Raw genomic sequence first — 23,311 nt, 5'->3', positions numbered from 1 at the left:
CACCGGGCGCCGTGGGTGCCCCTGGCTGGACCGGTTCGATCTGGACGCCGAGCCGGAGGTGGGCGCCGAGCTGCTGCGCGCCGCCCACGAGGCGCTGGGCGGTCCCGGTCGGTACTACGCCGCCCTGCCGGCGCACTGGCGGCGTCGGCCCGAGGTGCTGGGTGTGGTGCGGGCACCCATGGAGGCCGCCCGGCTCGCCGGGCTGGTCGAGCGGGGGGAGCGGCTGCGGTGCTCCTGGACGGGCACACCCCTGCCGGCGTCCTCCGGGCGGTACGACTTCCGTCCACCCGTCGACGTGGCGGAGATCAACGCCCTGGTGGCCAGGATCGCCGAGCCGGACGTGCTGACCGGCGTCGAGATCGCCCGCGCGGTCGGGGGCGTCGACCTCGCCACCGACCCGCTGGCCTGGCTGGGGGACGCCACCGCGAGATGGCGCATCGCGCTGGAGGGCGGGATGCCGGTCGGGTTGGTCGGCACGTTTGGGGACGCCTGCTACCCCCTGCTCGCCTATCTCGGCCTCCTCGACGAGGCGGCCCGGCCCGAGCTGCTGGCCGAGGCGGTCCGGGTGCTGGAGGCCGACGGTGCCCGCGAGGTCATCGCCGACGTGGACGCCCACCGGGTGACGGTCCTGGCGGAGCTGGAGCGGACCGGCTTCCGGCAGTTGCGCTCCCGGGTCGTCTTCGCGCCGCCGAACAGCCAGGAATAGCCGACCGGGTGCGCCCGGTCACCCGGGCGCACCCCCTCGGCCAGCGCCGACCCGGACCCCTGTCAGCATCTGACCATGCCGGAGATCATCGCGCTTCTCGGCGGCGGGTTGGCGCTGGTAGTGGCGGCGGTCGCCGGGCTCTACCTCTGGCCGGTGGGTCGCCGTGGGTTACGGGTCGCGCCGGCCCGGCCGCTCGACTTCGACACGGCCACCCGTGCCGCCGAGGCCGTCATCGCCGCCGAGGCGACCGATCCGGAGATCAGGCCGGAGTCGCGCAGCCGCCTGCTGAGCCATGGCTCCCGTACCGGCCGGGCCGTGCTGCTCCTGCACGGATACACCCTCGCGCCCGAGCAGTACGTGGGGCTGGCCGAGGAGTTCTTCGACAAGGGGTACAACGTCTGGATCCCCCGGGCTCCCCGGCACGGGACCGTCGATCGGCGGGCCCACCACCGGGTCGAGGCCGGTGAGCTGACGACGTACGCCGCGCAGGGGTGGGCCGTCGCGTCGGCCCTGGGCGACGAGGTCGGGGTCGTGGGGATCTCCGGCGGCGCGGTGCTGGCCGCCTGGCTGGCTCAGGTGCCCGGCAACGTCGTACGGCATCTGCTGTTGTTGTCGCCGTTCTTCGGCCCGGACCGTCGCCAGGCGCCGGCCTACGTGGTCAGGCCGCTCATCGTGTTGTACGGGCGCCGCATCCTCCGGGACCGCGTCACGTCGCGCGGATACTCCCTCGCCGCCGTCACCCAGTACCTGACGATCGCCCGTAGCCTCCCGAATCCGCCCCGGCGGGCCGGTCTGCGGACCGCGGCGGTCGCGATCAGCCCGCTCGACGGCGTGGTGGACCTCGGGGCGGCGGTCAACGTGCCGCGTCGGATCGCGGACGCGAACGCGATACCGCTGCGGGTGTGCACCCTGCCGGAGGGGTTGGGCGTCGGTCACAACACCCTCAACCTCGCCGCCCTCGGCGTCGAGGGCGACGAGTGGCGCCGGCGGTACGTCGCGCTCTACGAGGGTGCGACGGCGGGCGACGCGCCGATCCGCCAGTAGCCCCGCCGCCCCACCCCGCCCCGCCCCCGCCGATCTTGCACTTGTGGTTGTCGGTATGAGTGGTATGCCCCTTATGTCGGGACAGAAAGTGCAAGATCGCGGGGCGAGGGGCGCGGGGCGGGGAGGCAGGGAGGCGGGGGTGGGGGCGTGGTTGGGCGCGGTCTTGCCGCGCGTGCGGTCCTAGGCTGCGGCGGCGTTGAACACTGGCGGGGCGTAGCCGGCCGGCTTGTCGCCGATGCCGAGGCCGGGGCTCACCACCCAGGACTGGTACTGCGGGGTGAACATGGAGTAGAGCAGCGGGACCTTCGGGGCGCTTGCCTCGTCGAGCCGGCGGCGGGCGTCGGCCGGGATCTCAAAGTCGAGCGCACCGAAGTTGCTGGCGACCTGTTCGGGACTGCTCGCCCCGATGACCACCGAACCGACAGCGGGCTGGGTGGCCACCCAGTTGATCGCCACCTGGGCCATGCTGCGACCCAGGTCGGCGGCCACGCTCTCCAACGCCTCGATCACCTGCCAGTCGCCGGGGCTGATCTCCCGCCCTGCGGCGTCGGGGTTCGTCAGGCGGCCGGTCCCGCTCATGCCCTCGCCGGTCCGCCGGTACTTGCCGCTGAGCAGACCCCCGCCGATCGGGCTCCACGCGGTGAGCCCCATGCCCAGGGTCTGGGCCATCGTCACGTGCTCCGCCTCGATGTCCCGGGTGACCAGGGAGTACGGCAACTGCACGTTGATCATCGGGGCCAGCCCGTGCGCCTCGGCGTAGCTCTGCGCCCGGGCCGCGTACCAGGCCGGCACGTCGGAGAGCCCGGCGTACCGGATCTTGCCGGAGCGCACCAGGTCGTCGAAGGTGTGCACGACCTCCTCGATCGGGGTGATCCGGTCCCAGGTGTGCAGCAGGTACAGGTCGATGTAGTCGGTGCCGAGCCGGCGCAGCGACGCCTCCACGGCCCGCATGATGTGCTTGCGACCGTTGCCGCTGGCGTTCGGGTCGGACGGGTCGACGGTGTTGGTGGCCTTGCTGGTGAGCACCAGCCGCTCGCGTACGCCGGCCCTGTCGATCAGGCGGCCGAGGATCTTCTCGCTCTCCCCGGCGGTGTAGAAGTCCGCCGTGTCGATGAAGTTCCCGCCTGCCTCCAGGTACTGCCGGAAGATCGGCTCGGCCTCCTCCTCGGTCTTGCCGTAGGCGGCGTGGAAGCCGTCGACGCCGAAGTTCATAGTGCCCAGCGCCAGCCGGCTCACCCGCAGACCGGACCGCCCGAGCAGGTAGTAGTGGTTCATCGTGGTGCCCTCCCGATCGTGGTGTCGGCCCGCTGCGGACCGCCGCGTTCCAGACCTTTGCTCGGCAAAAATGGACCTGCAAGTCCAAAAGCGGGGATATGGTTGGGCCCACAGGTCCAGGCCAGGAGGTCTCATGACACGGGCGTTGACTCGCAAGGGCGAGGCGACCAGGGCGCGGATCGTCGCCGGCGCGGCCGCCGAGATCCGTGAGCGCGGCGTCGACGAGGTACGCCTCGAGGATGTGATGGCCCACACCGGCACCAGCAAGGGCCAGCTCTTCCACTACTTCCCGGACGGGAAGGAGGGACTGCTGCTCGCGGTGGCCCAGCACGAGGCGGACCAGGTGCTCATCGACCAGGAGCCGATGCTCAGCAACCTGACGTCCTGGCCGGCCTGGCTGGCGTGGCGTGACCGACTGATCGAGCGATACCTCGCGCAGGGGGTGAAGTGCCCCCTCAACGGTCTGCTCGGTCAGACGGGCCGGCGGGCGCCCGGCGCGCAGGCGATCGTGACCGGGCTCATGTGGCGCTGGCAGAAGGCGATCACCGAGGGCATCCGGCACATGCAGTCGACCGGCGACATCGCCCCGGGTCTCGACGCCGACCGCGCCGCCGCGGCACTGCTCGCCGGCATTCAAGGCGGTGTGCTGCTGCTGCTCTCCACCGGAAAGATCGATCACCTCGAAGCCGTCCTCGACCTCACCATCGACTCGCTACGGACGGGTGCCCGGACGGCCTGAGCGTGTCAGGAGCTGCTCGTCCGGCCGTACCGATCGCGGTCGGAGGGGGCGGTCGATGATGACGGCCGGGTTATCCTTGCGCCCGAGTTGCCGGAGATCGGAGCAGACGTGGCAGGTGACGACGACATCTCCGGGTGAGCACCCGGAACGGCCGCCGACGGGCGCGTGATCGCGCCGCCGTCGCCGCGGCCCCCGTCGTCATGCCCTGCTCGCGCCGGGGTGCCCCTGCGCGCCCCGGATCGTCGTTCTCCGAGGTTCCCCATGTCTGTTCGACCTGCTCTCATCGCCCATGACCTCGTGCGGGTCCGCGGCGACCGCCGGGTGCTCGACGGCGTTTCCCTGACCGCGACGCCCGGCCACCGGATCGGCCTGATCGGCGACAACGGCACCGGCAAGACGACCCTGCTGCGGGTCCTGGCCGGCGTCGACCTACCCGACTCCGGCGCCGTCACGCGCCCGCCGGACGTCGGCTTCCTGCACCAGGAACTGCCCTTCCGTCCATCCACGACAATCGCCGGGGTCCTCGACGACGCGCTGTGCGAAGCCCGCGCCGACCTCGCCGAGCTGGACCGGATCGGCGTCACGCTCGCCGATTCGCCGCAGGGCACCGAGCAACACGACCGGCTGCTGGCCGCGTACGGCGAGGTTCTGGAGCGGGCGCAGGACCGCGACGCCTGGGACGCCGACCGGCGTGCCCGGACGGTCCTCGACGGCCTCGGCCTCGGCGGGCTGCCCCACGACCGGGCGTTGGATGCCCTCTCCGGCGGGCAACGTGGCCGGCTCGCCCTCGCGGCGGTACTGATCCGCCGGCCGAGTGCGCTGCTGCTCGACGAGCCCACAAACCACCTCGACGACGCGGCGGCGGCGTTCTGCGAGGACCAGCTCCGTGCCATGCCCGGGGTGGTCGTGGTGGCCAGTCACGATCGGGCCTTCCTGGACGCCGTCTGCACCGATCTCCTCGATCTGGACCCGTCGGTCGACGGACCGGTCCGCTTCGGCGGCGGCTACACCGCGTACCTGACGGCGAAGCGTGCCGAGGCGCAACGGTGGCGTCGGCTCTACGACGACGAGCAGGCGCTCCTCGCCGACCTGCGCGAGGCCGCCGCAGTGACCGGGCATCAGGTCGCCCACGGCCGTGGCCCGCGCGACAGCGAGAAGATGGGGTACGGGCACACCGCCGGCCGCGTTCAGAACCAGATCTCGCGTCGCGTCCGCGATGCCACCCGTCGACTGGAGACGATCGAGCGCGACCCCGTTCCCGTGCCGTCGGAGCCGTTGCGCTTCCACGCGTCCGCGCTCGCCACCGGCGGCGGCGACGAGGTCATCGTCACGGCGGACCGGCTGGAGGTTGCGGGCCGACTGCGGGTGGCGCACCTGGAGATCAAGGGCCGCGACCGGCTCCTGGTGACCGGCCCCAACGGCGTGGGCAAGTCGACTCTGCTCGCCGTGCTCGCCGGCCACCTGGGCTGCGCCGGAGCGCTCTGGCGACGACCGGATTTGCGGGTCGGCCTGCTCGCGCAGGACAGCGTCTTCGGGGATGCGCGGCGGACGGCTCGGCGCATCTTCGACGCGGCCGTCGGGCTGGAGCGGGCCGAGGTCGTACCCCTGTCGTCCCTCGGGCTGCTCGCCCCGGCGGACCTCGACCGCCCGGTGGCTGACCTGTCGGTCGGACAGCGCCGTCGGCTCGCCCTCGCGGTGCTCGTCGCCGACCCGCCGGAGTTGCTCCTGCTCGACGAGCCCACCAATCACCTCTCGCCGACGCTCTGTGACGAGTTGGAGGACGCCCTCGGGGCCGGCCCGGGTGCCGTCGTCGTCGCCAGCCACGACCGCAGGCTCCGCTCCCGCTGGCCAGGCCGAGAGCTCCTGCTCTCACGAGGCCAGGGGTTGGAAACGTTTTCGTAACGAGGGCTTGACCTCTCGGACGCTTGCGGAGCAGACTCCCCGGAAACGTTTACAGCTATCGGGTGGAGGTGCCGGACGTGGGTCGTAAACGTTTACAGGAACCGGCGGACGGCCGGCCCACGGTGCACACCGTCGCCGCCCGCGCCGGCGTCTCCATCGCGTCCGCCTCGCGGGTGCTCAACGGCGTCGGCGGCAGCCCCGAGACGATCCGCAAGGTTCGCGAGGCGGCGGCCGAGGTGGGCTACGTGCCCAACGCCATCGCGCGGTCGCTGCAGTCCCAGCGCACCGGTCTCGTCGCGCTCGCGGTGGAGGACATCGGCAACCCGGTCTACGTCGAGATGATGCGGGCCATCGAGGCCGTGGTCGCGTCCTCCGGGCGGCAACTGCTGGTGCACGCCACCGGCGGGCGGATCGACAACGAGACCGCCCTGCTGCGGCGGCTGGCCAACCGCTACGTGGACGGGATGATCGTCTCGCCGATCCGGGTCACCGACGACCACCTGACCGCTCTGGTGGACAGTCCGGTGCCGGTGGTGGTCGTCGGCCAGCTCGGCGCGGACGCCCCGATCGACAACGTGCGTACCGACTCGCGGCACGGTGTGGCGCTGGCCGTGGACCACCTCGTCGCCACCGGCCGCCGACGGATCGGCTTCGTCAACGGTCCACTCGACACCGTCCCGGGCGCCGCCCGCGACGCCGGATTCCGGGCCGCCCTGGCCCAACACGGCATCCCGCTCGACGACGAGCTGATCGAGGTCGGCGACTTCCAGTACGCGGCCGGCCGTGCCGCCACCGAGCGCCTCCTCGCCCGCGCCGACCCGGACGCCCTGGTCTGCGCCAACGACCTCATCGCGGTCGGCGCACTGCACGCCCTGCTGGTCGCCGGTCGTCGGGTGCCACAGGACGTCGCCCTGGTCGGCATGGACGACACCGAGTTGGCCCGGATGATGTTTCCCCAGCTCTCCAGTGTCTCGCTCGGCTCAGCCGAGCGTGGTCGCCGGGCCGCCGAACTGCTCCTGCAACGCATTGCCGATGCCACCCTGCCGCCGCGACGCGAGCAGGTGCCCCCAAGCCTCGTCGTGCGCGCGTCCAGCGCCGCGACGCTGCCGGCCCCCCGCACCGCCACCGGACCGGCCAGCCCACCGACCACCCACCCGTCCAGCGAAGGGGTGACCGCATGACCACCCTGGCCGAGCGGCCGGACGTCGAGCGGGCCGAGTCGGCCCGTCGGCCGAACCGGTTCCGCTCCGACCGCACCACCATCTATCTCCTGCTGCTGCCGTCACTGCTGCCGATCCTGGTGCTGTCGGTGTTCCCGCTGCTGCGGGGCATCTACCTCGGCTTCACCGACGCCCGCGCCGGGCGCAACGTCGAAGTCAGCTTCACCGGCCTGGCGAACTACCGGGAACTCCTGGGCGACGAGCTGTTCTGGAACTCGTTCAAGATCGGCCTGCTCTGGGCGGTCGGGGTGACGGTGTTGCAGTTCCTGCTCGCCCTCGGCCTGGCGCTGCTGCTCAACCAGCAACTGCGCTTCCGAGGTGTGGCGCGGGTGCTGGCCGTCGTGCCGTGGGCGATGCCTCCGGTAGTGGTCGGCATCCTCTGGAAGCTCGTCTACCACCCCGACGCCGGCCTGATCAACGAGTTCTTCCACCGCATCGGCGCCGACGGGCTGCGGACGAACTGGCTCGGCGACTTCAGCACCGCCCTGCCCGCAGTGATCATCGTCGGGGTCTGGGCGGGCATGCCGCAGACCACAGTCGTCCTGCTCGCCGGTCTGCAGGGCGTGGGTCGCGAACTGCACGAGGCGGCGGCGGTGGACGGGGCCAGCACCTGGCACCGGTTCCGGCACGTCACGTTGCCCGCGCTGGCACCGGTGATCGTGGCGATCACCTCGCTGGACTTCATCTGGAACTTCAACTCGTTCGGCCTGGTCTACGTGCTGACCGCGGGTGGACCGGGCGGCAAGACGATGCTGCCGATGCTCTTCGCGTACGAGGAGGCGTTCCGCTACGGCAACTACGGCTACGCGGCGGCGCTCGGCAACGTCATGGTCGTGATCATCATCGCGCTGCTCGCGGTCTATCTCCGTCGCCGGCTCAGGGAGGCGAACTGACATGTTCGGAAAACCGAGCCGCACGAGCCGGACACTGCAGTACCTGGCGCTCGCCGGCTACCTGATCTTCCTCGGGTTCCCGCTGGTCTGGCTGCTCTCCACGGCGTTCAAACCGCCGCGCGAGCTGGTACGTCTGCACCCGACGTTGATCCCGGACAACCCGACACTGCAGAACTTCGTCCAGGCCTTCACCGAGCAGGAGCTGGGCCGCGCGGCGTTCAACAGCCTCCAGGTCTCGCTCGCCTCGGCGGTGCTGACCGTGCTGGTCGCCATGCCGGCGTCGTACGCGTTGGCCCGGTTCCGCTCCAAGCTCGGCACCGCCGCGCTGGGCTGGGTGCTGCTGTCCCAGCTCTTCCCGTTCGTCCTGCTGATCATCCCGATCTTCCTGGTGCTGCGGCAGGTCGGCCTGGCCAACACGCACGCCGGGCTGGTGCTGATCTACGTGGTCTGGGCGCTGCCGTTCGCGCTCTGGATGCTGCAGGGCTTCGTCCGCAACATTCCGAGGGAGCTGGAGGAGGCCGCCTCGGTCGACGGCGCGACCCGGATACAGGTCCTGCGGCGAGTGGTCTTCCCGCTGCTCGCCCCGGGCCTGGTCGCGACCGCGCTGTTCTCCTTCATCTCCGCCTGGAACGAGTTCTTCTTCGCACTGGTGCTGATCAAAACGCCGGAGCTGGCCACCCTGCCGGTGGCGCTGGCCCGGTTCGTCGGCATCGAGGGCACCGCCCGGCTGGGACCACTGGCCGCCGGCTCACTGCTGGCCACGCTGCCCAGCCTGATCTTCTTCGCGTTCATGCAGCGCCGGCTCTCGTCCGGGTCGCTCGCGGGCGCGGTCAAGGGCTGAACCGTCCCCCCAACCACCACCATCAAGGAGGTAACCCCCATGCTCCGTACCCGATTCCGTCGACTCGCGGCGGCCGCCGCGGTCGCGGTCATCGGCCTCGGCGCGCTCACCGCGTGCGGTGCCGGCGACGACGACGAGGCCACCTCCGGCCCGGCCAAGCTGCGCTTCCTCAGCCTCGCCTGGCAGAAGGAGTCGTTGCAGGTCAACAAGGACCTGGTCGCCAAGTGGAACGCCGAGCACCCGGACATCCAGGTCGAGTACGTCCAGGGTGACTGGAACTCGGTGCACGACCAGCTGCTCACCTCGTTCGAGGGCGGCGACGCGCCGGACATCGTGCACTACGAGGCGTCCTCGATCGGCGAGTTCAGCAAGCAGGGCTACCTGGCCGACCTCTCCGACCTCGTCTCCGACGACCTGAAGGGCCAGATCGACAAGGGCATCTGGGACACCGCCACCGTCGACGGCAAGGTCACCGGCGTGCCGTTCCTGCTGGAGTCGCAGGTCGTCATCGCCAACAAGAAGCTGCTCGACGCCGCCGGTGTCGCGGTGCCGCCGGCCGACGGCGGCTGGACCTGGGACGAGTTCCAGACCAACGCGCAGAAGCTCACCAAGCCCGGCCAGTACGGCGCGGCCTGGGCGCTGAAGTCGCCGACCAACCGGGTGCTGAACCTGGCGCTCAACTACGACGGCACGTTCTTCTACGGCGACGGTGGGCGCACCGAGGTCAAGGTCGGCGACGCGGAGAAGGAGATCCCGAAGCGGATCCACGACATGCTCTACACCGCCAAGTCCGCCTCCCCGGAGGCGCTCGGCATGAGCGGCGCGGACACCCTGCCCGGCTTCTTCGGCGGCAAGTACGCGATGCTGCCCGGCTCGGTGTCGCTGCGCCAGCAGATGGTCGAGCAGGCGCCGGCCGGCTTCGAGTGGGTCACCCTGCCCCCGATCAAGGGACTCTCCACCAAGCAGGCCGCCAACCCGCAGACGCTGTCGATCTCCGAGGACAGCAAGCACAAGAAGCAGGCCGCGCAGTTCCTGGAGTACTTCCTGAACCCGACCAACATGGCAGCCCTGGCCAAGGGCGACTGGCTCGTGCCGACCGGCAAGCAGGCCAACGAGGAACTGGTCAAGCTCACCGCCGGCAAGCAGGGCTGGGACGTCGCCGCGGACAGCGCCGCGGACCTGACCGTTGCCCCGTTCCAGCAGGCCGACGGCTACCCGGAGTGGAAGACCAAGTACGCCACCCCGGCCCTTCAGCAGTACTTCGCCAACAAGATCACCCTCGATCAGCTCGCCACGCAGCTGGTCGACGGTGGCAAGCAGGCTCTGAGGTAACGACATGTCACTCTTGCTCGACACATCTGTCGGTTGCCTGGTCGGCGCCGCTGTCGGAGACGCCCTCGGGGGCGCCACCGAGACGGCGCTGCCCGAGCAGATCCGTACGCGCTTCGGCGGCTGGGTCGAGGGCATCGTGCCCCCGTACCACGCCGACTGGGCCACCGCGCGACCCCTCGCGCCGTACCACAAGGGCGACGGGCACCTCACCGACGACACGTTGATGACCCACGCCCTGGTCCGTGCGTACGCGGCCAAACGGGACCACCTCGACGCGTACGACGTGGTGGAGCTGCTGGTTCCCGACCTGATCGAGCGGGTGGTGTACATCCCCGACCTGGAGCGCGACGGGGTGACCTTCCACCGGCTCGCGGCCGCCGAACGGTGGCTGGTCACCCGACTGCACCACGCCCACGCGGACCCGCGCGAGGCCGGGGTCGGCAACATCGTCAACTGTGGCGCGGCCATGTACATGGCCCCGGTCGGCATCGTCAACGCGGGCGACCCGGCCGGGGCGTACGCCGAGGCGGTGGAGATCGCCGGCGCGCACCAGCACAGCTACGGGCGGGAGGCGGCCGCCGTGTTCGCGGCCTCGGTCGCGGCGGCCGCGACCCCGGCGCTGGCGTCGAGGACGTCATCGCGGCGGCGCTGGACCTGGCCCGCGACGGCACCCACGCGGCCATCGACGCGGTGGTCAAGGAGGCCCGCGGCCACCACGACTGGAAGCAGGCCATTCCGGCGCTGCGTGCCGCGGTCGCCCCCTACGACACGGTGGGGGAGGAGTACCGCAGCCCCGGGCTCGGCGCGCGGCGGCCCAGTCGCCTGCACGCCATCGAGGAGCTGCCGGTGGCTCTGGGCATGCTCGTGGTGGCCGGCGGCGACTTCCGGGCCGCGGTTCTCGGCTCGGTCAACTACGGCCGGGACGCCGACTCCACCGCCACCATGGCCGCCGCCATCGCCGGGGCGCTGGGTGGCGCCGACGCGGTGCCGGCGGAGTGGTCCGACGTGGTGGCCACCGCCTCCAAGACCGACCTGGTGGAGCCGGCCCGGGTCCTCGCCGCGGTAGCGGGCGAGGTCTTCGAACGCGACCAGGCCCGGTTCGCCCGCCGCGCGGAGCGGTTCGCCGGGCTGGCCGCCGGTGCCACCCGGAGGGCTGGGGCGAGACCCGGTGAGGATCACCTGGGTCCAGCCGGAGGACCTGCTGCCGCACGAACTGGCGGCCAGCCGGGACGAGGGCGCGACGTCGCCGCGCTCGCCGCGCGCTGGACGGCGGCCGGCGGGGACCTGACCCCGCCGGTCAGCGGGGCGTCGGCCGTCCCGGCGTCGCCGGAACTGCGGGCTCTCGCGACGGAGCTGCTGGACGCCGCCGACGCGTTGCCCGCCGTTGACGCCGCCGACGAGGCCGACGACCTGGCCACGCTGCGTGCCGGATGGCCGGCCACCTGGTCGCTGCCGACCGAGGCGGCGTACGACAGGCTGCACGGCGCGTGGCTCGGCCGGGGGGTCGGCTGCCTGCTCGGCAAGCCGGTGGAGAAGATTCCCCGCGAGGGCATCCGGGAGATCCTCGCCGCGACCGACAGGTGGCCGCTGCGCGACTGGTTCACCGCGAAAGGGCTCCCGGCCGACGTCGCCGCCCGCTGGCCGTGGAACCGGCGCAGCGCGCCGACGAGCCTCGCCGAGAACATCGACGGGATGCCCGAGGACGACGACCTGAACTACGCGTTGCTGGCCCTGCGCGTGCTGGAGACGCACGGTCGGGGCTTCACCAGCGCCGACGTGGCGCAGGCGTGGCTGGACTGGCTGCCCGGCGGGCGGGTCTTCACCGCCGAGCGGGTGGCCTACCGCAACCTGCTGCTCGGGTACGCGCCGCCGCAGAGCGGCCGCCGGCACAACCCGTTCCGGGAGTGGATCGGCGCGCAGATCCGCACCGACGTGTACGGCTGGGTCAACCCCGGCCGACCGGACCGCGCCGCCGAGTTGGCGGTGCGGGACGCCACGGTGAGCCACGTCCGGGGTGGGGTGCACGGCGCGCTGTGGGCGGCGGCCCTCTCCGCCGCCGCGCCCGTGGCCGACAGCGTGGACGAGGTGCTGGACGCCGCCGAGGCGGTGCTGCCGACGCGCAGCCGGTTCGCCGCCACCGTCCGGGAGGCACGTGCCCTCGGCGCGGGGACCGACGACTGGGAGCGGGTGGTCGACGAGCTGTACGCACGGCACGGCCACCTGCACTGGGTGCACGTCCGCAACAACGCGGCGCTGGTGGCCGCGGCCCTGGCGTACGGCCGGGGGGACCTGGAACGGTCGATCACGGCGGTGGTCAGCGGCGGCTGGGACACCGACTCGACAGGCGCGACGGTCGGCGCGGTGACCGGGGCGCTCACCGGCGCGTCCGGGCTGCCGCAGCGCTGGGTCGCCCCGCTGCGCAACCGGCTGGCCAGCAGCATCGCCGGCTTCGACGGGATCGGCTTCGACGAGTTGGCCGAGCGGACCCTCGCCCTGGCGATGCCCGCGACGGAAGGGAGCGTGGCATGAGCGCGCGCGTGGCGGTGGTGGGCAGCAGCAACCTGGACCTGGTGGTCACGGCGTCGCGGCTGCCTCGCCCCGGTGAGACGGTGCTCGGCGAGAACTTCCGGACCGTGCCCGGCGGCAAGGGCGCCAACCAGGCCGTCGCCGCCGCCCGGGCCGGCGCGGCCTGCGACTTCGTGGGCGCGGTCGGCGACGACGGGTTCGGAACGCGGATGCGGGCGAGTCTCGTCGACGCCGGCGTGGACGTCCGGGGTCTGCGGACCGTCGCCGGCCCCTCCGGCGTCGCGCTGATCGCCGTCGACCGGGACGCGGAGAACTTCATAGTGGTCGCGCCCGGCGCCAACGGCACGCTTACCGAACTGGGCGCGGACGACCGGGCGACGATCGCGGCGGCGGACGTGCTGCTGCTGCAACTGGAGGTGCCGCTGGCCGCCGTGCTCCAGGCGGCGGACTGGGCCCGCGCCGACGGCACCACAGTGGTGCTGAACGCCGCGCCGGCCGCCGCGCTCCCCACCGAACTGCTCGACCTGGTCGACGTGCTGGTGGTCAACGAGCACGAGGCGGCGGTCGTCGCCGAGGTCGCCTCGGACGACCCCCCGGTGCTGCTCGACGCCCTGCTGAAGCTGGTGCCCCGGGTGGTGCTCACCCTCGGCGCGCGCGGCGCCGCGTACGCCGATCGGCACGGCCTGCGTCTCGCGGTCCCGGCGCCGCAGATCGACGCGGTGGACACCACCGCCGCCGGCGACGCGTTCACCGGCGCGCTCGCCGTGGGCTGGGCCGAGCGCGGTGGCGCCATCAGCGCGGACACCGTCACGGCCAGCCTGCGCTGGGCCTGCGCCGCCGGTGCCGCCTGCGCCCAGCGGCCCGGCGCGTCCACCGCCCTGCCCGACCGGCCGGCCATCGACGCCCTCTACGACGCGACCTACCGAGGTGCACCGTGAGCTTCAACCCGTACGTCCCGCGCCCGATCGACCGACCGACCGAGGTGCCGTTGGGCGGGCACGCCGACCTGAGCACCCTGGACGAGGCGAAGATCTTCGCCGCGCCGGCCGACCCGGCGGACTGGCCGGCCTGGCGGGAGCAGATCGCCAGGTGGCGCGTCGACGCCCGGACCCGGATCGGCTACGTCGGCGAGCACTACGACGAGATCGCCGGTGACTGCTTCAGCGTCTGCCTGGCCTGGCTCTGGGACGAGACGCTCTACGACCACGAGCGCGGAGTCTTCACCGTCGACGAGTTCCTCGACGCCGCCGGGCGGGACTTCGGCGGCTTCGACGGGGTGGTGCTCTGGCACGCGTACCCGGTGATCGGCCTCGACGACCGCAACCAGTTCGACTGGTACCGGGACGTGCCCGAGCTGCCCGAGGTGGTGCGCGCGTTCCAGCAGCGGGGGGTGCGGGTCTTCGTCGACTACAACCCGTGGGACACCGGCACCCGACGCGAGTCGGGCAGCGACGCCGAGGAGGTCGCCACGTTGGCCGGCAAGCTCGGCGTCGACGGGGTCTTCCTGGACACCCTCAAGGAGGGCGCCGGGGAGCTGCGCGCCGCGCTGGACGCGGTGCGCCCCGGCATGGTCCTGGAGGGTGAGAGCCGGGTGCCGCTGGCCCGCATCGCCGACCACGCGATGTCCTGGGCGCAGTGGTTCGCCGACTCCGAGGTGCCCGGCGTGCTGCGGGCGAAGTGGTTCGAGCGGCGGCACGTGCTGCACCACACCCGGCGCTGGCACCGCGACCACCTCGACGAGCTGCACTCCGCCTGGCTCAACGGCGTCGGCGTGCTGGTCTGGGAGAGCGTCTTCGGCGTCTGGGTCGGCTGGAACGAGCGGGACCGCGCGGTGCTACGGGCCATGCGCCGGGTGCAGACCAGCCACGCGGCGTGGTTGCGCGCCGAGGACTGGGTGCCGCTCGCCGACCATCCCGGCGACGGCCAGGTGTACGCGTCCCGCTGGACGCACGACGACGAGCCGCTGTGGACGGTGGTGAACCGGGGCGCGGACCACGACGGTCCGTGGCTGGTCACCGACCCGGGCGCCGGCCGCCACTTCGTCGACCTGGTCACCGGTGCCGAGCTGACCGTCACCGAGACCGCCGACGGTCGGCTGGCGGTGGGTGGCCCACTACCGGCCGGCGCGATCGCGGCCGTGACGCGTGGAGTCGCCGCCGCGCACCGGCACGAGCCGCCGACCGGCGACCCGTCCTTCCCTGCCCGCGCCGCGGTGCGCCTGCGCACGCCGTGGGCACCCCGGCCGCAGGTGCCGCCGGGCCTGGTCGCCGTCGAGGGTGGCCGGCACGAGCTGGTCGTCCGGCACCGGGTGCGGGAGACCGGGCTGTACGGCGAGGCGCCCTACGTCGACGAGTGGAAGCCGCTGCCGCCCCGGCTGCACCACCCCGGCACACTGCGGCGCAGTGTGCGGCTCGGCCGGTTCGCCATCGCCGTGCACGAGGTCACCCACGGCGAGTACGCCGAGTTCCTGCGCGCCACCGGCTACGCGCCGGTGCGCCCGGAGCGGTTCACCGCCGGCTCGGGTCCGGCCGACGCTCCGGCGACGGGAGTCGAGTTGGCCGACGCGCGGGCGTACGCGGCGTGGGCCGGGCTGCGCCTGCCCACCGAGGACGAGTGGCAGGTCGCCGCCGAGGCGGGGCTGCTCGTGCGGCGCGAACCGCTGGTGTGGAACCTGACCGAGAGCGAGCACTCCGACGGCCGTACCCGGTTCGCCATCCTCAAGGGCGGCGCCCAGTACCGGGCCGAGGGCTCCGACTGGTACCTCGACGGTGGCCCACAACCGGCGGACGTCTCGGTGAAGCTGCTGCTCACCGGCGCCGGCCTCGCCCGCTCCGAGCAGGTTGGCTTCCGCTGCGCGGCGGACCTGCCCGAGGTGACCCGGTGACCGCCCCACTGGACGGGGTCAAGGTCGTCGACCTGGCCACCCTTTTCGCCGGGCCGCTCGCGGCGGCGTTCCTCGGTGACTTCGGTGCCGACGTGATCAAGGTGGAGCATCCGGCGAAGCCGGACCCGTCGCGGGGGCACGGCCCGGCTCGCGACGGCATCGGGCTCTGGTGGAAGGTGCTCGGCCGCAACAAGCGGACTGTCACCCTCAACCTCTCCCACCCGGACGGCGCGGCGTTGCTGCGCCAACTACTCGCCGACGCCGACGTGCTGGTGGAGAACTTCCGCCCCGGCACCCTGGAGCGGTGGGGGCTCGGCCCGGCCGAGCTGCACGCGGTCAACCCCCGGCTGGTGATCACCCGGATCAGCGGGTTCGGGCAGCTCGGCCCGTACGCCCGCCGGCCCGGCTTCGGCACCCTCGCCGAGGCGATGAGCGGTTTCGCCGCGGCCACCGGGGAACCGGACGGGCCGCCCACGCTGCCCCCGTTCGGGCTGGCCGACTCGGTGAGCGCGCTCGCCGCCGCGTACGCGGTGATGCTCGCCCTGCGGGCACGCGACGTCACCGGCGCCGGGCAGGTTGTCGACCTCGCCATCATCGAGCCGATCATGGCGATGCTCGGGCCGCAGATCACCTGGTACGACCAGCTCGGCTACGTCCAGCCCCGGCTGGGCAACCGGTCCAACAACAACGCCCCGCGCAACACCTACAGGTGTGCCGACGGGCGCTGGGTGGCGGTCTCCACAAGCGCGCAGAGCATCGCCGAGCGGGTGCTGCGGCTGGTCGGCCGCCCCGAGCTGATCGACGAGCCGTGGTTTGCCACCGGCACCGGCCGGGCCGCCCACGCCGACGAGTTGGACGCGGCGGTGAGCACCTGGGTGGCCCAACGGGACCGTGACGAGGTGGTGGCCGCGTTCGAGGAGGCGCAGGCCGCCGTCGCGCCCGTCTACGACGTGCGCGACATCCTCGCCGACCCGCAGTACGCCGCGTTGGGCACCGTGCGCACCGTGCCCGACGAGGAGTTGGGCGAGGTACGGATGCAGAACGTGCCGTTCCGGCTCGCCGAGACGCCCGGCGAGATCCGGCACGCCGGCAGGCGACACGGCCAGGACACCGACGCGGTCTTCGGCGCGCTCGGTCTGAGCGCCGAGGAGTTGGCCGCGCTGCGCGAGCGGGGGGTGCTCTGATGTTGTTGAGCTGGCTCTACGTGCCCGGCGACCGCCCGGACCGGTTCGCAAAGGCGATCGCCTCGGGTGCCGACGCGGTCATCCTCGACCTGGAGGACGCCGTGGTCGCCGGGCGCAAGGCGTACGCCCGGGACGCTGTCGCCGAGTTCCTCGCCGAGTCGCACCCGGTGCCCGTGCAGGTCCGGGTCAACGAGCTGACCGGCCCGGACCTCGATGCCGATCTGGCGGCGGTGGCCGGCCGGCCCGGGCTGGCCGGGTTGCGGCTGCCGAAGGTCGAGTCGGCCGCGACGCTGGCGGCCCTCGCCGAGCGGGTCGACGTACCCCTGCACCCACTGATCGAGTCGGCGGTCGGGCTGGAGGCCGCGTACCCGATCGCCTCTGCTCACCCGGCGGTGGCCTCAATCGGGCTCGGTGAGGCCGACCTGCGCTCGGATCTGGGGGTGAGCGACGACGACGGGCTGCTCTGGGCGCGCGGCCGGGTGGTGGTCGCGGCCCGCGCGGCCGGTCTGGCCCCGCCGGCCATGTCGGTGTACGCCGACGTCGTCGACCTCACCGGTCTGGCCGCCTCCTGCTCGGTGGGTCGACGGCTCGGTTTCCTCGGCCGGGCGGCCATCCATCCGCGTCAGCTACCGGTCATCGTCGACGCGTTCCGGCCGGCCGATCGGGAGGTGGCCCGCGCTGCGGAGCTGCTGGCCGCCGTCGCGGACGCGCACCAGCGCGACTCGGGGACCGTGGTCCTGCCCGACGGCCGGTTCGCCGACCGGGCGATGGTGGCCGCCGCCCGTCGGGTCGTCGACCTCGCCGCCCGCTACGCCGCCTGAGCGTCGCCGCTCCGGTCGGGGCGTCGGTCGTCGGCGCGGTCACTCTTTCCAGGTGGCGGTCGTCGGTGTGGTCAGGTTGATCACGGCACCGACACCGGGAGTTCACCCGCCTCGGGGTGGTCAACGGGGCGGAGCCAGCTATCGTTTGCTAGCCGGACACACTGTCCGGCAGCGTGTCCGATCAGTGAGAGCGAGACCATGACCTCGACCCGCCCCACCCTGCTGCTCGTCCACGGCGCCTGGCACCAGCCGGCCGCCTGGGACCGGCTCCGGGCAGAGCTGGACGTCCTCGGCTATCAGACCCGGGCCGTCGACCTGCCCACCTCGGGGCCGGACGCCCGGGGCGGTATGCAGGACGACGCCGACGCCGTCCGCAAGGAGATCGCGGCGATCGGCGGACCGGTCGTCCTGGTCGCCCACTCGTACGGAGGCATCCCGGCCAGCGAGGCCGCCACCGGCCTCTCCCAGGTCGAGCACCTCGTCTACCTGACGGCGTACCAGCTGGACCGTGGCGAGTCGATGCTCAGCTTCCACGGCGTACCGGACCCGGTCGAGGTCGACGTGTTGATCCCGCTCACCGGTGACCCGCGAACGGCGTTCTACGGCGACCTGTCGGACGCCGAGGCCGAGGCGGCCATCAGCCAGCTCAGCGACCAGCGCCTGCAAGCATCCGCGGACCGGGTGACCGAGCCGGCCTGGCGCTCGATCCCGTCGACCTACATCGTCTGCACCAACGACCAGGCCATTCCGGTGTCGTTGCAGGAGAAGATGGCCGTTCGGGCCACCGACGTCCGGCGGATCGAATCCGGCCACTCCCCGTTCCTGTCCCGTCCAGCCGAGCTTGCCGCGCTGCTCGACGAGATCGTCACCGCTCGCGGCTGAGCGCGCGGTTCACCCCTGCGGCTGCGCGGGGTCGAGGTGATCGAGTCGGGCGAGGTCGGCGGTGCCGGACCGGACGACGGCCACCGCCAGCGCGACGGTCGCCGGCTGGACTCCGTTCTGCTGCTCCGCGGTGGCCACCCGCACCGACTGCGCGAGGTGCGCCCGCAGGTGCCCGGCGAGCAGGCGGTGGAACGGCTGCCCGCTGGCCGCCCGCAGCGCGCTCATCTCCTGCGTGGTGACCATGCCCGGCATGTCGTGCCCCTCGTGCGGATTCGTCGACGGCGCGGCGGCGTCGGCCAGTAACCGGCGGGCGCGGTCCAGATCGGCACGCCGGGTGGTCGCGACCTGGGAGGCCGCCTGCCGCCAGGCCCGGTCGGTGGTCCGCGCCGGCACCAGATCGAGTACGGGCAGCAGACGTTCGGTCATCGCGACCGTCAGTTGCAGCCAGGCGACGTCGGTGGGGTTGAACGCCGTACCCGTGGGTGTCGGCGCGGTCGTTGCCGGTGGCGCGGTCACGGGTGGTGTGGCGGTGCCGGCCGCGTCCTGTGGCCCGGCGCCGCAGCCGGCGACGAGCAGCACAGCGATGAGCACCGTGGACGCCGTGGGCTGGCGCATCCGACTCCCTTCGGCCCAGGGCGACGGGCCCGGCGTGACCGGGCCCGCCCCCATGGTGTGAACCTGTCGATCAGATCGGTCGGCCGTCGTGACCGCACTTGATGACGGGACGGATGCAGTCCTGGACCCGGCGGGCCAGCTCGGCCACCGGCCAGGCGTTGAAGAAGTCGCCGTGCATCGTGTAGCCAGGCCCGGAGGCCAGCCGGAACCGCGACGGGTCACCGGTGACCGGGTACCGCAGCACCTGGCGCAACTTCGGCACGTGCACCGGGTGGGTGCTCGGGCAGGCCTGGTTCACCGGGTACGCCAGGTGGCTCTTGTGGTCCGGCGAGTCGAGGTCCCGGCCGTTCCAGCACTGCGGGAAGTCCAGGTACGACTCCAGCATCGTGCCCGACGGGCAGTTGACGAAGTCCTTCGACGGCGGCACGTGCCCGGCGTGCAGGCAGGACCAGCGGGCGATGCTGTCGTTCGGCCCGGTGGCCTTCGCGTTGCCGGCGACGAGCCGCAGCCCCAGCGGGAACGGCTGGGTGTTCGCGACGACGTCGGCGCGTACGCCCTCGCCCAGGTAGTAGAACGTGGCGATCGCCGGCTCCACCGCGACGTTGTCCCGGTACAGCGTCGGCACCCAGTACGACGAGACGTCCACCCGGGGGTTGCAGGTGGTGGGCGAGTTGACCAGGTCGGGGAGGGTGGTTCTGGCGTTCGTCACCGTGCTGCCGAAGAAGCTGTGCATGTGCGAGGCCCCGGGCAGCCCGGGGAAGATGATCGGGTCGTCCGGCAGCCGGTGGCTGTAGGTGCAGTCGGCGGGGAACTCGGCGACCCGGATGACGTTGACGCCGAAGTCGGCGTCGGCTCGGCCGGGGGCGGCGTCGGCCCGGTTGGTGGTGGACACCAGGTACGTGCCGAGTAGCACCAGCAGCGCGCCGATCGCCGTGGCGAGGCGCAGTCGGCGGGGGATGCCGGAGAGGGGTGCGGCCCTGTCCATCTCGTGACTCCTGTCGGGGGAACGGGTCAGGGACAGCTCCGACGCCGCCGCCGAAGACATCGGAGTTGTGCCTGGCCAGACTTGGTGGTGGCCTGTTGAGCCGATGCGAGAGAGCGCTCTCACTGCCCCCAGCCTCACGTTGAAGTCGACAACTGTCAATACGTGCCGCAGTTGGTGGAAATCACGACGAAGGGCCGGGCCCCGTGGTGGGGTCCGGCCCTTCGGTGTGTGCTTGCGTGTGGCTTAGCTGGTGGCGTAGCCGCGGGTGGCGATCCAGTCGGCGAGGTGCTCGACGGTGATCCAGTAGGAGGCGGTGTTGGGGTCGGCGGAGTCGGCGATCTTGACGGTGTTGCCGTTGTCGCGGTAGCCGACGACGCTGATGTAGTGCCCGCCCTCGTAGGAGTGGCTCGCACCGTCGGTGTCGGTGCTGGTGCCGGCGATGTTGGCGACGACGGCCCGGCCGTCGTCGACGGTCGTGACGACGTCGGCGCGCAGCGTGTCCGTCTGCTTGGCGTCAGCGTTCGGGGTGCTGATTTCCACCGACCGGTAGGCGTCGTTCTTGCCGGTTTCCTTGTTCAGGACGGGGGTGATGTCGTTGATGGAGTTGGTGCCGGCCTCGGTGGTGCCCATCTCCTTGGCCATGTCGTCGACGTTGATGTTCTTGCCCTGCACGCTCAGGGCGTTTCGGGTGGCGGCGGGGCCGCAGTAGTAGAAGTTCGGCTGGGCTTCGTAGCGCACGCCGAGTTCGCGCTCACCGTGGCCGCCCTTGCGGTCGGTCTGGGTTTGGGTGGTGGGCTTGGCGTCGGACGCCGCGTAGGCGGTGGTGATGGGGCCGGCGATGGCGCCGCCGGTGAAGGCGAGGCCGGCGGCGGTCAGGGCGGTCTTACGGATCAGATCGGTACGCATGATGGCGTGCTCCTCTGCATCGGGGGTGCCCACGACGGCGCACACCGGGGGTGGGTGCGACCGTGCGGGGAAGTGCGAGAAACGCCGGCGATCCGGGGGACCTGCTCGGGCGTTCGGGGGGATGTAACCGGGGCGGCCGGCCGGATGTTCCCGGCGGTTGCCGTGCCCCCACGACTCTGACAGTCGCGGTGGTCTGCCAGGTATAACGACCCGGGCCGGCCCCCGATTCCAGGCTGAGGGTGGCCCCGACCACCTGACACCCGAGGTCAAACCCGACAATCCACCTGCCTGACGGGGTTGGCGAAACAGACACGGCGGCCACGGCGGCGTGATCCACTCGGTTTCCTGAACATCGCGGTGTCCGGGCGCCGGGGATACCCCGACATCATGAAAGCCGAGTGGATCACGCCGGTCTGCGCCGTCCGCGCGGGCTGGACCCGCGGTCGACCCGGGGCAGGAGCACCGTGCGGACTGGCCCTGCCAAGGGGAGCGCGTCGTATGGAACCTCGCGCCGCACATGATCGTGCTTGATCCAGGAAACAGGCCTCATCCCACGCCACGAGGCCACTACATCCTGGATCGAGGACGATCATGCGATGTGCGGGTGGGGCAGCCCGAACGTGTCGGACTGCCCCACCCGGGAGCGCAGGGGTGCGATCAGAACCCGAGGACGCTCCGCCCGCCGACAACCGGAAGTCGCAGCTCGCTGTCGTTCGGCGCGACCCGCAGTTGGGTGCCGCCCAACGGCAGCAGGGTGTACTCCTGGTCGCTGGAGAAGACGACAACGCCGATCCGGTGCCCCGCCGGGAAGATGTAGTCCTTCGGCTCCATGGTCCACCGGTAGTCGTACAGCTTGCCCTGCTTGACCGGCTCGGTGCGCGCGGCGCTCTTGCGGTTCTGCGGGTCCATCCAACCTCGCGTCACCACGGTCGGGGCGGCGGTCGACCCGGCCGGGCCGTAGTCGACCAGGTACGCGGTGAGGTTCGCGTCCGGCTTGTTGTCGATCGCCATCCGCAGCCGCATCTCCGGACGCCCGGAGATGCGTACGCTCTGCGTCAGCTCGGGGGAGCGGTAGGCGAGTCGATTGGCGCTCGCGGTGTCCGGGTTGGACACCAGGGTGTCCGGGTGGATGGTCCGGCCCTCGTCGACGAAGCTCTGCTCGACAGTGGCCTTCGGCGGCTTGCCGGTGGTGAGCGTGCCGGGCGCGGTGGCGTCGGTGGCCGCGAAGCGCACGCCGACCTCCCGCGCGGCCGGGTCGGGCCAGTTGGCGTACGTGGTGTACGCGCGGTCCTCGCGCTGGAGCACCGCCGTCGGCTCGTCCATGATGCCGTTGCGCACGTTCCACAGCCAGAAGTCGAACCAGCGGTTCTCGGTCTGCTTGTACGTCCACGTCTGGCCGCTGGGCAGGGTCACCGACGCGCTGCTGCCGGGGCCGCCGTGCCCGCCCTGGTGCAGCCAGATCTTGCGCGGCACGTCGCGCTTGGCGAGCTGGTCCCACCAGCCGGCGAAGTGCTCGGTCTTCACGTTCCAGTCGTTGAGGCCGTGCACGACGAAGACGCTGGCCTTGACGTCGCGGGCATCGAGGTAGTCGCGGTCGCGCCAGAACGTCGAGTAGTCGCCGGTGACCCGGTCCTGCTTGGCGGTGATATCCGCGAGCTCGTCGGCGCAGGGTCCTTCGGCGCGGGCCTGCCCGGCGGTGTACTGGGCCAGGATGTCGAGGTCCTCGCCCTGGAACGTCCCGGGCGCGACGACCAGACCGTTGGCCCGGTAGTAGTCGTACCAGCTGCTGATCGCGGAGACCGGCACGATGGTCTTGAGCCCCTTGACGCCGGTGGTGGCCACCTGGTTGGGCAGCGTCCCGTTGTAGGAGACACCGGTCATGCCCACCGCGCCGGTGGTCCACCCGGCGGTGACCGGAGCGCCGTTGGCGTCGTACCCCTTGGCCCGGCCGTTGAGCCAGTCGATGACCGCCCTGGTGCCGAGCGTCTCGGCCTGGTCCCCGCTGGTCGGGCAGCCGTCCGAGTCGCCGGTGCCGACGCTCTGGCCGAGCACCACCGCGTACCCGCGGGGTACGTAGTAGTCGTCGAGCGAGCCGGGCAGGTTGGCCTTCGCCTGGGCCCGCTGCGTGCCGGCGTCGAGTGCGCGACGCCCGTCGCGGTCGGTCAGGCCGTTCTGCGGCAGGTCGTCGACAAGCACGCTCGGGTACGGCACGTCACCCCAGGTGCCCTTGCGGTACGGGCTGTGCTCGAAGATGACCGGCACCTTGAAGCCCTGCGTGGCGGTCTCCCGGGGGCGGGAGATGTCGATCGCCACCCGGTCGGGTCGACCGTCGTGGTCGGTGTCCACCGGGGTCTGGACGAACACCCGCTCCTCGATCGCGTCGGCGAGCGAGAACACCGGTTGGGTCATGCCGTCGCTGACCACGATGCCGGTGGGCGTGGTGGGCGTGGGCGGAGCCGCAGCCGCTGGTGGGGCCGCGCTGAGGACCAGAGCGCCGGATACGCCGATGCTCAGGAGTGCCAGATGACGGGGTCGACGCATGCGCGTCTCCCTTCG

19 protein-coding genes and 1 pseudogene are annotated in these 23,311 nt (G+C 72.2%); 15 read left to right on the top strand and 5 right to left on the bottom strand.

Going from position 1 to position 23,311, the window contains the following annotated elements:
- Window positions 1-58 precede the first annotated feature (58 nt).
- Both ACQP0U_RS18610 and ACQP0U_RS18605 read left to right on the top strand, forming a co-directional pair.
- On the top strand, window positions 59-706 hold the full coding sequence (locus tag ACQP0U_RS18610) for an acetyltransferase (protein ID WP_433308721.1): 648 nt from the start codon (window positions 59-61) through the stop codon (window positions 704-706).
- A 75-nt stretch (window positions 707-781) separates the two neighbouring features.
- Entirely contained in the window at window positions 782-1,750 is a 969-nt protein-coding gene (locus ACQP0U_RS18605; RefSeq protein WP_433308720.1) for an alpha/beta hydrolase, read from the top strand.
- Window positions 1,751-1,930: 180 nt separating this feature from the next.
- Here ACQP0U_RS18605 and ACQP0U_RS18600 read toward each other — a convergent pair whose 3' ends face one another.
- Complete coding sequence (locus ACQP0U_RS18600; RefSeq protein ID WP_433308718.1) at window positions 1,931-3,025, bottom strand: aldo/keto reductase; 1,095 nt, start codon at window positions 3,023-3,025, stop codon at window positions 1,931-1,933.
- A gap of 133 nt (window positions 3,026-3,158) precedes the next feature.
- Here ACQP0U_RS18600 and ACQP0U_RS18595 point away from each other — a divergent pair, with 133 nt between their 5' ends.
- From ACQP0U_RS18595 to ACQP0U_RS18535, 13 genes and pseudogenes are all read left to right on the top strand, one after another.
- Window positions 3,159-3,764 (top strand): TetR/AcrR family transcriptional regulator, encoded by a 606-nt coding sequence (locus ACQP0U_RS18595; protein ID WP_433308716.1) that lies wholly within the window; start codon window positions 3,159-3,161, stop codon window positions 3,762-3,764.
- 261 nt (window positions 3,765-4,025) lie between these two features.
- Window positions 4,026-5,666: an ABC-F family ATP-binding cassette domain-containing protein gene (locus ACQP0U_RS18590; protein WP_433308714.1), complete on the top strand. Its 1,641-nt coding sequence runs from the start codon at window positions 4,026-4,028 to the stop codon at window positions 5,664-5,666.
- A gap of 77 nt (window positions 5,667-5,743) precedes the next feature.
- Window positions 5,744-6,847, top strand: a complete 1,104-nt coding sequence (locus ACQP0U_RS18585) for a LacI family DNA-binding transcriptional regulator (protein WP_433308712.1) — start codon at window positions 5,744-5,746, stop codon at window positions 6,845-6,847.
- Window positions 6,844-7,779, top strand: a complete 936-nt coding sequence (locus ACQP0U_RS18580; RefSeq protein ID WP_410817132.1) for a carbohydrate ABC transporter permease — start codon at window positions 6,844-6,846, stop codon at window positions 7,777-7,779. The genes ACQP0U_RS18585 and ACQP0U_RS18580 overlap by 4 nt, the downstream gene beginning before the upstream one ends.
- A 1-nt stretch (window position 7,780) precedes the next feature.
- The gene (locus tag ACQP0U_RS18575) at window positions 7,781-8,620 is read left to right on the top strand and encodes a carbohydrate ABC transporter permease (RefSeq protein WP_433308709.1); all 840 of its coding nucleotides are present in this window, start codon (window positions 7,781-7,783) and stop codon (window positions 8,618-8,620) included.
- A 39-nt stretch (window positions 8,621-8,659) separates the two neighbouring features.
- A complete protein-coding gene (locus tag ACQP0U_RS18570; protein ID WP_433308707.1) occupies window positions 8,660-9,952 on the top strand; it encodes an ABC transporter substrate-binding protein in 1,293 nt (430 codons plus the stop codon).
- 4 nt (window positions 9,953-9,956) lie between these two features.
- Window positions 9,957-10,520 (top strand): annotated as a pseudogene (locus ACQP0U_RS18565) (ADP-ribosylglycohydrolase family protein); the annotation flags it as partial.
- Window positions 10,521-10,642: 122 nt separating this feature from the next.
- On the top strand, window positions 10,643-12,481 hold the full coding sequence (locus ACQP0U_RS18560; protein WP_433308705.1) for an ADP-ribosylglycohydrolase family protein: 1,839 nt from the start codon (window positions 10,643-10,645) through the stop codon (window positions 12,479-12,481).
- On the top strand, window positions 12,478-13,416 hold the full coding sequence (locus ACQP0U_RS18555; protein ID WP_433308703.1) for a ribokinase: 939 nt from the start codon (window positions 12,478-12,480) through the stop codon (window positions 13,414-13,416). Before ACQP0U_RS18560 ends, ACQP0U_RS18555 begins: the two co-directional genes overlap by 4 nt.
- Window positions 13,413-15,362, top strand: a complete 1,950-nt coding sequence (locus ACQP0U_RS18550; RefSeq protein ID WP_433308701.1) for an SUMF1/EgtB/PvdO family nonheme iron enzyme — start codon at window positions 13,413-13,415, stop codon at window positions 15,360-15,362. Before ACQP0U_RS18555 ends, ACQP0U_RS18550 begins: the two co-directional genes overlap by 4 nt.
- Window positions 15,359-16,546, top strand: a complete 1,188-nt coding sequence (locus ACQP0U_RS18545; protein ID WP_433308699.1) for a CaiB/BaiF CoA transferase family protein — start codon at window positions 15,359-15,361, stop codon at window positions 16,544-16,546. The genes ACQP0U_RS18550 and ACQP0U_RS18545 overlap by 4 nt, the downstream gene beginning before the upstream one ends.
- Window positions 16,546-17,367 (top strand): HpcH/HpaI aldolase/citrate lyase family protein, encoded by an 822-nt coding sequence (locus ACQP0U_RS18540; RefSeq protein ID WP_433308697.1) that lies wholly within the window; start codon window positions 16,546-16,548, stop codon window positions 17,365-17,367. Before ACQP0U_RS18545 ends, ACQP0U_RS18540 begins: the two co-directional genes overlap by 1 nt.
- A 198-nt stretch (window positions 17,368-17,565) precedes the next feature.
- Entirely contained in the window at window positions 17,566-18,249 is a 684-nt protein-coding gene (locus ACQP0U_RS18535) for an alpha/beta fold hydrolase (RefSeq protein ID WP_433308695.1), read from the top strand.
- Between the two features lie 9 nt (window positions 18,250-18,258).
- Here ACQP0U_RS18535 and ACQP0U_RS18530 read toward each other — a convergent pair whose 3' ends face one another.
- The 4 genes from ACQP0U_RS18530 to ACQP0U_RS18515 all read right to left on the bottom strand — a co-directional run bounded on the left by ACQP0U_RS18530 (window position 18,259) and on the right by ACQP0U_RS18515 (window position 23,296).
- The gene (locus tag ACQP0U_RS18530) at window positions 18,259-18,864 is read right to left on the bottom strand and encodes a DUF305 domain-containing protein (protein WP_433308693.1); all 606 of its coding nucleotides are present in this window, start codon (window positions 18,862-18,864) and stop codon (window positions 18,259-18,261) included.
- 70 nt (window positions 18,865-18,934) lie between these two features.
- Window positions 18,935-19,849, bottom strand: a complete 915-nt coding sequence (locus ACQP0U_RS18525) for a DUF1996 domain-containing protein (protein ID WP_433308691.1) — start codon at window positions 19,847-19,849, stop codon at window positions 18,935-18,937.
- A 243-nt stretch (window positions 19,850-20,092) separates the two neighbouring features.
- Window positions 20,093-20,755, bottom strand: coding sequence for a C39 family peptidase (locus ACQP0U_RS18520; protein WP_433308689.1), 663 nt, complete (start codon window positions 20,753-20,755; stop codon window positions 20,093-20,095).
- A gap of 657 nt (window positions 20,756-21,412) precedes the next feature.
- Entirely contained in the window at window positions 21,413-23,296 is a 1,884-nt protein-coding gene (locus ACQP0U_RS18515; RefSeq protein WP_433308687.1) for a Xaa-Pro dipeptidyl-peptidase, read from the bottom strand.
- Window positions 23,297-23,311: the final 15 nt, after the last annotated feature.

Source organism: Micromonospora sp. CA-269861, assembly GCF_050948505.1.
In the GTDB taxonomy this organism is placed as follows: domain Bacteria; phylum Actinomycetota; class Actinomycetes; order Mycobacteriales; family Micromonosporaceae; genus Micromonospora.
This window is presented reverse-complemented; position numbering and strand designations above follow the sequence as displayed.

What these genes read in the sequence shown, in the direction of transcription:
- ACQP0U_RS18605 (WP_433308720.1), top strand. Translation starts at nt 782, where the DNA reads ATGCCGGAGATCATCGCGCTTCTCGGCGGCGGGTTGGCGCTGGTAGTG.
- ACQP0U_RS18600 (WP_433308718.1), bottom strand. Translation starts at nt 3,025, where the DNA reads ATGAACCACTACTACCTGCTCGGGCGGTCCGGTCTGCGGGTGAGCCGG.
- ACQP0U_RS18595 (WP_433308716.1), top strand. Translation starts at nt 3,159, where the DNA reads ATGACACGGGCGTTGACTCGCAAGGGCGAGGCGACCAGGGCGCGGATC.
- ACQP0U_RS18590 (WP_433308714.1), top strand. Translation starts at nt 4,026, where the DNA reads ATGTCTGTTCGACCTGCTCTCATCGCCCATGACCTCGTGCGGGTCCGC.
- ACQP0U_RS18580 (WP_410817132.1), top strand. Translation starts at nt 6,844, where the DNA reads ATGACCACCCTGGCCGAGCGGCCGGACGTCGAGCGGGCCGAGTCGGCC.
- ACQP0U_RS18575 (WP_433308709.1), top strand. Translation starts at nt 7,781, where the DNA reads ATGTTCGGAAAACCGAGCCGCACGAGCCGGACACTGCAGTACCTGGCG.
- ACQP0U_RS18570 (WP_433308707.1), top strand. Translation starts at nt 8,660, where the DNA reads ATGCTCCGTACCCGATTCCGTCGACTCGCGGCGGCCGCCGCGGTCGCG.
- ACQP0U_RS18555 (WP_433308703.1), top strand. Translation starts at nt 12,478, where the DNA reads ATGAGCGCGCGCGTGGCGGTGGTGGGCAGCAGCAACCTGGACCTGGTG.
- ACQP0U_RS18540 (WP_433308697.1), top strand. Translation starts at nt 16,546, where the DNA reads ATGTTGTTGAGCTGGCTCTACGTGCCCGGCGACCGCCCGGACCGGTTC.
- ACQP0U_RS18535 (WP_433308695.1), top strand. Translation starts at nt 17,566, where the DNA reads ATGACCTCGACCCGCCCCACCCTGCTGCTCGTCCACGGCGCCTGGCAC.
- ACQP0U_RS18530 (WP_433308693.1), bottom strand. Translation starts at nt 18,864, where the DNA reads ATGCGCCAGCCCACGGCGTCCACGGTGCTCATCGCTGTGCTGCTCGTC.
- ACQP0U_RS18525 (WP_433308691.1), bottom strand. Translation starts at nt 19,849, where the DNA reads ATGGACAGGGCCGCACCCCTCTCCGGCATCCCCCGCCGACTGCGCCTC.
- ACQP0U_RS18520 (WP_433308689.1), bottom strand. Translation starts at nt 20,755, where the DNA reads ATGCGTACCGATCTGATCCGTAAGACCGCCCTGACCGCCGCCGGCCTC.
- ACQP0U_RS18515 (WP_433308687.1), bottom strand. Translation starts at nt 23,296, where the DNA reads ATGCGTCGACCCCGTCATCTGGCACTCCTGAGCATCGGCGTATCCGGC.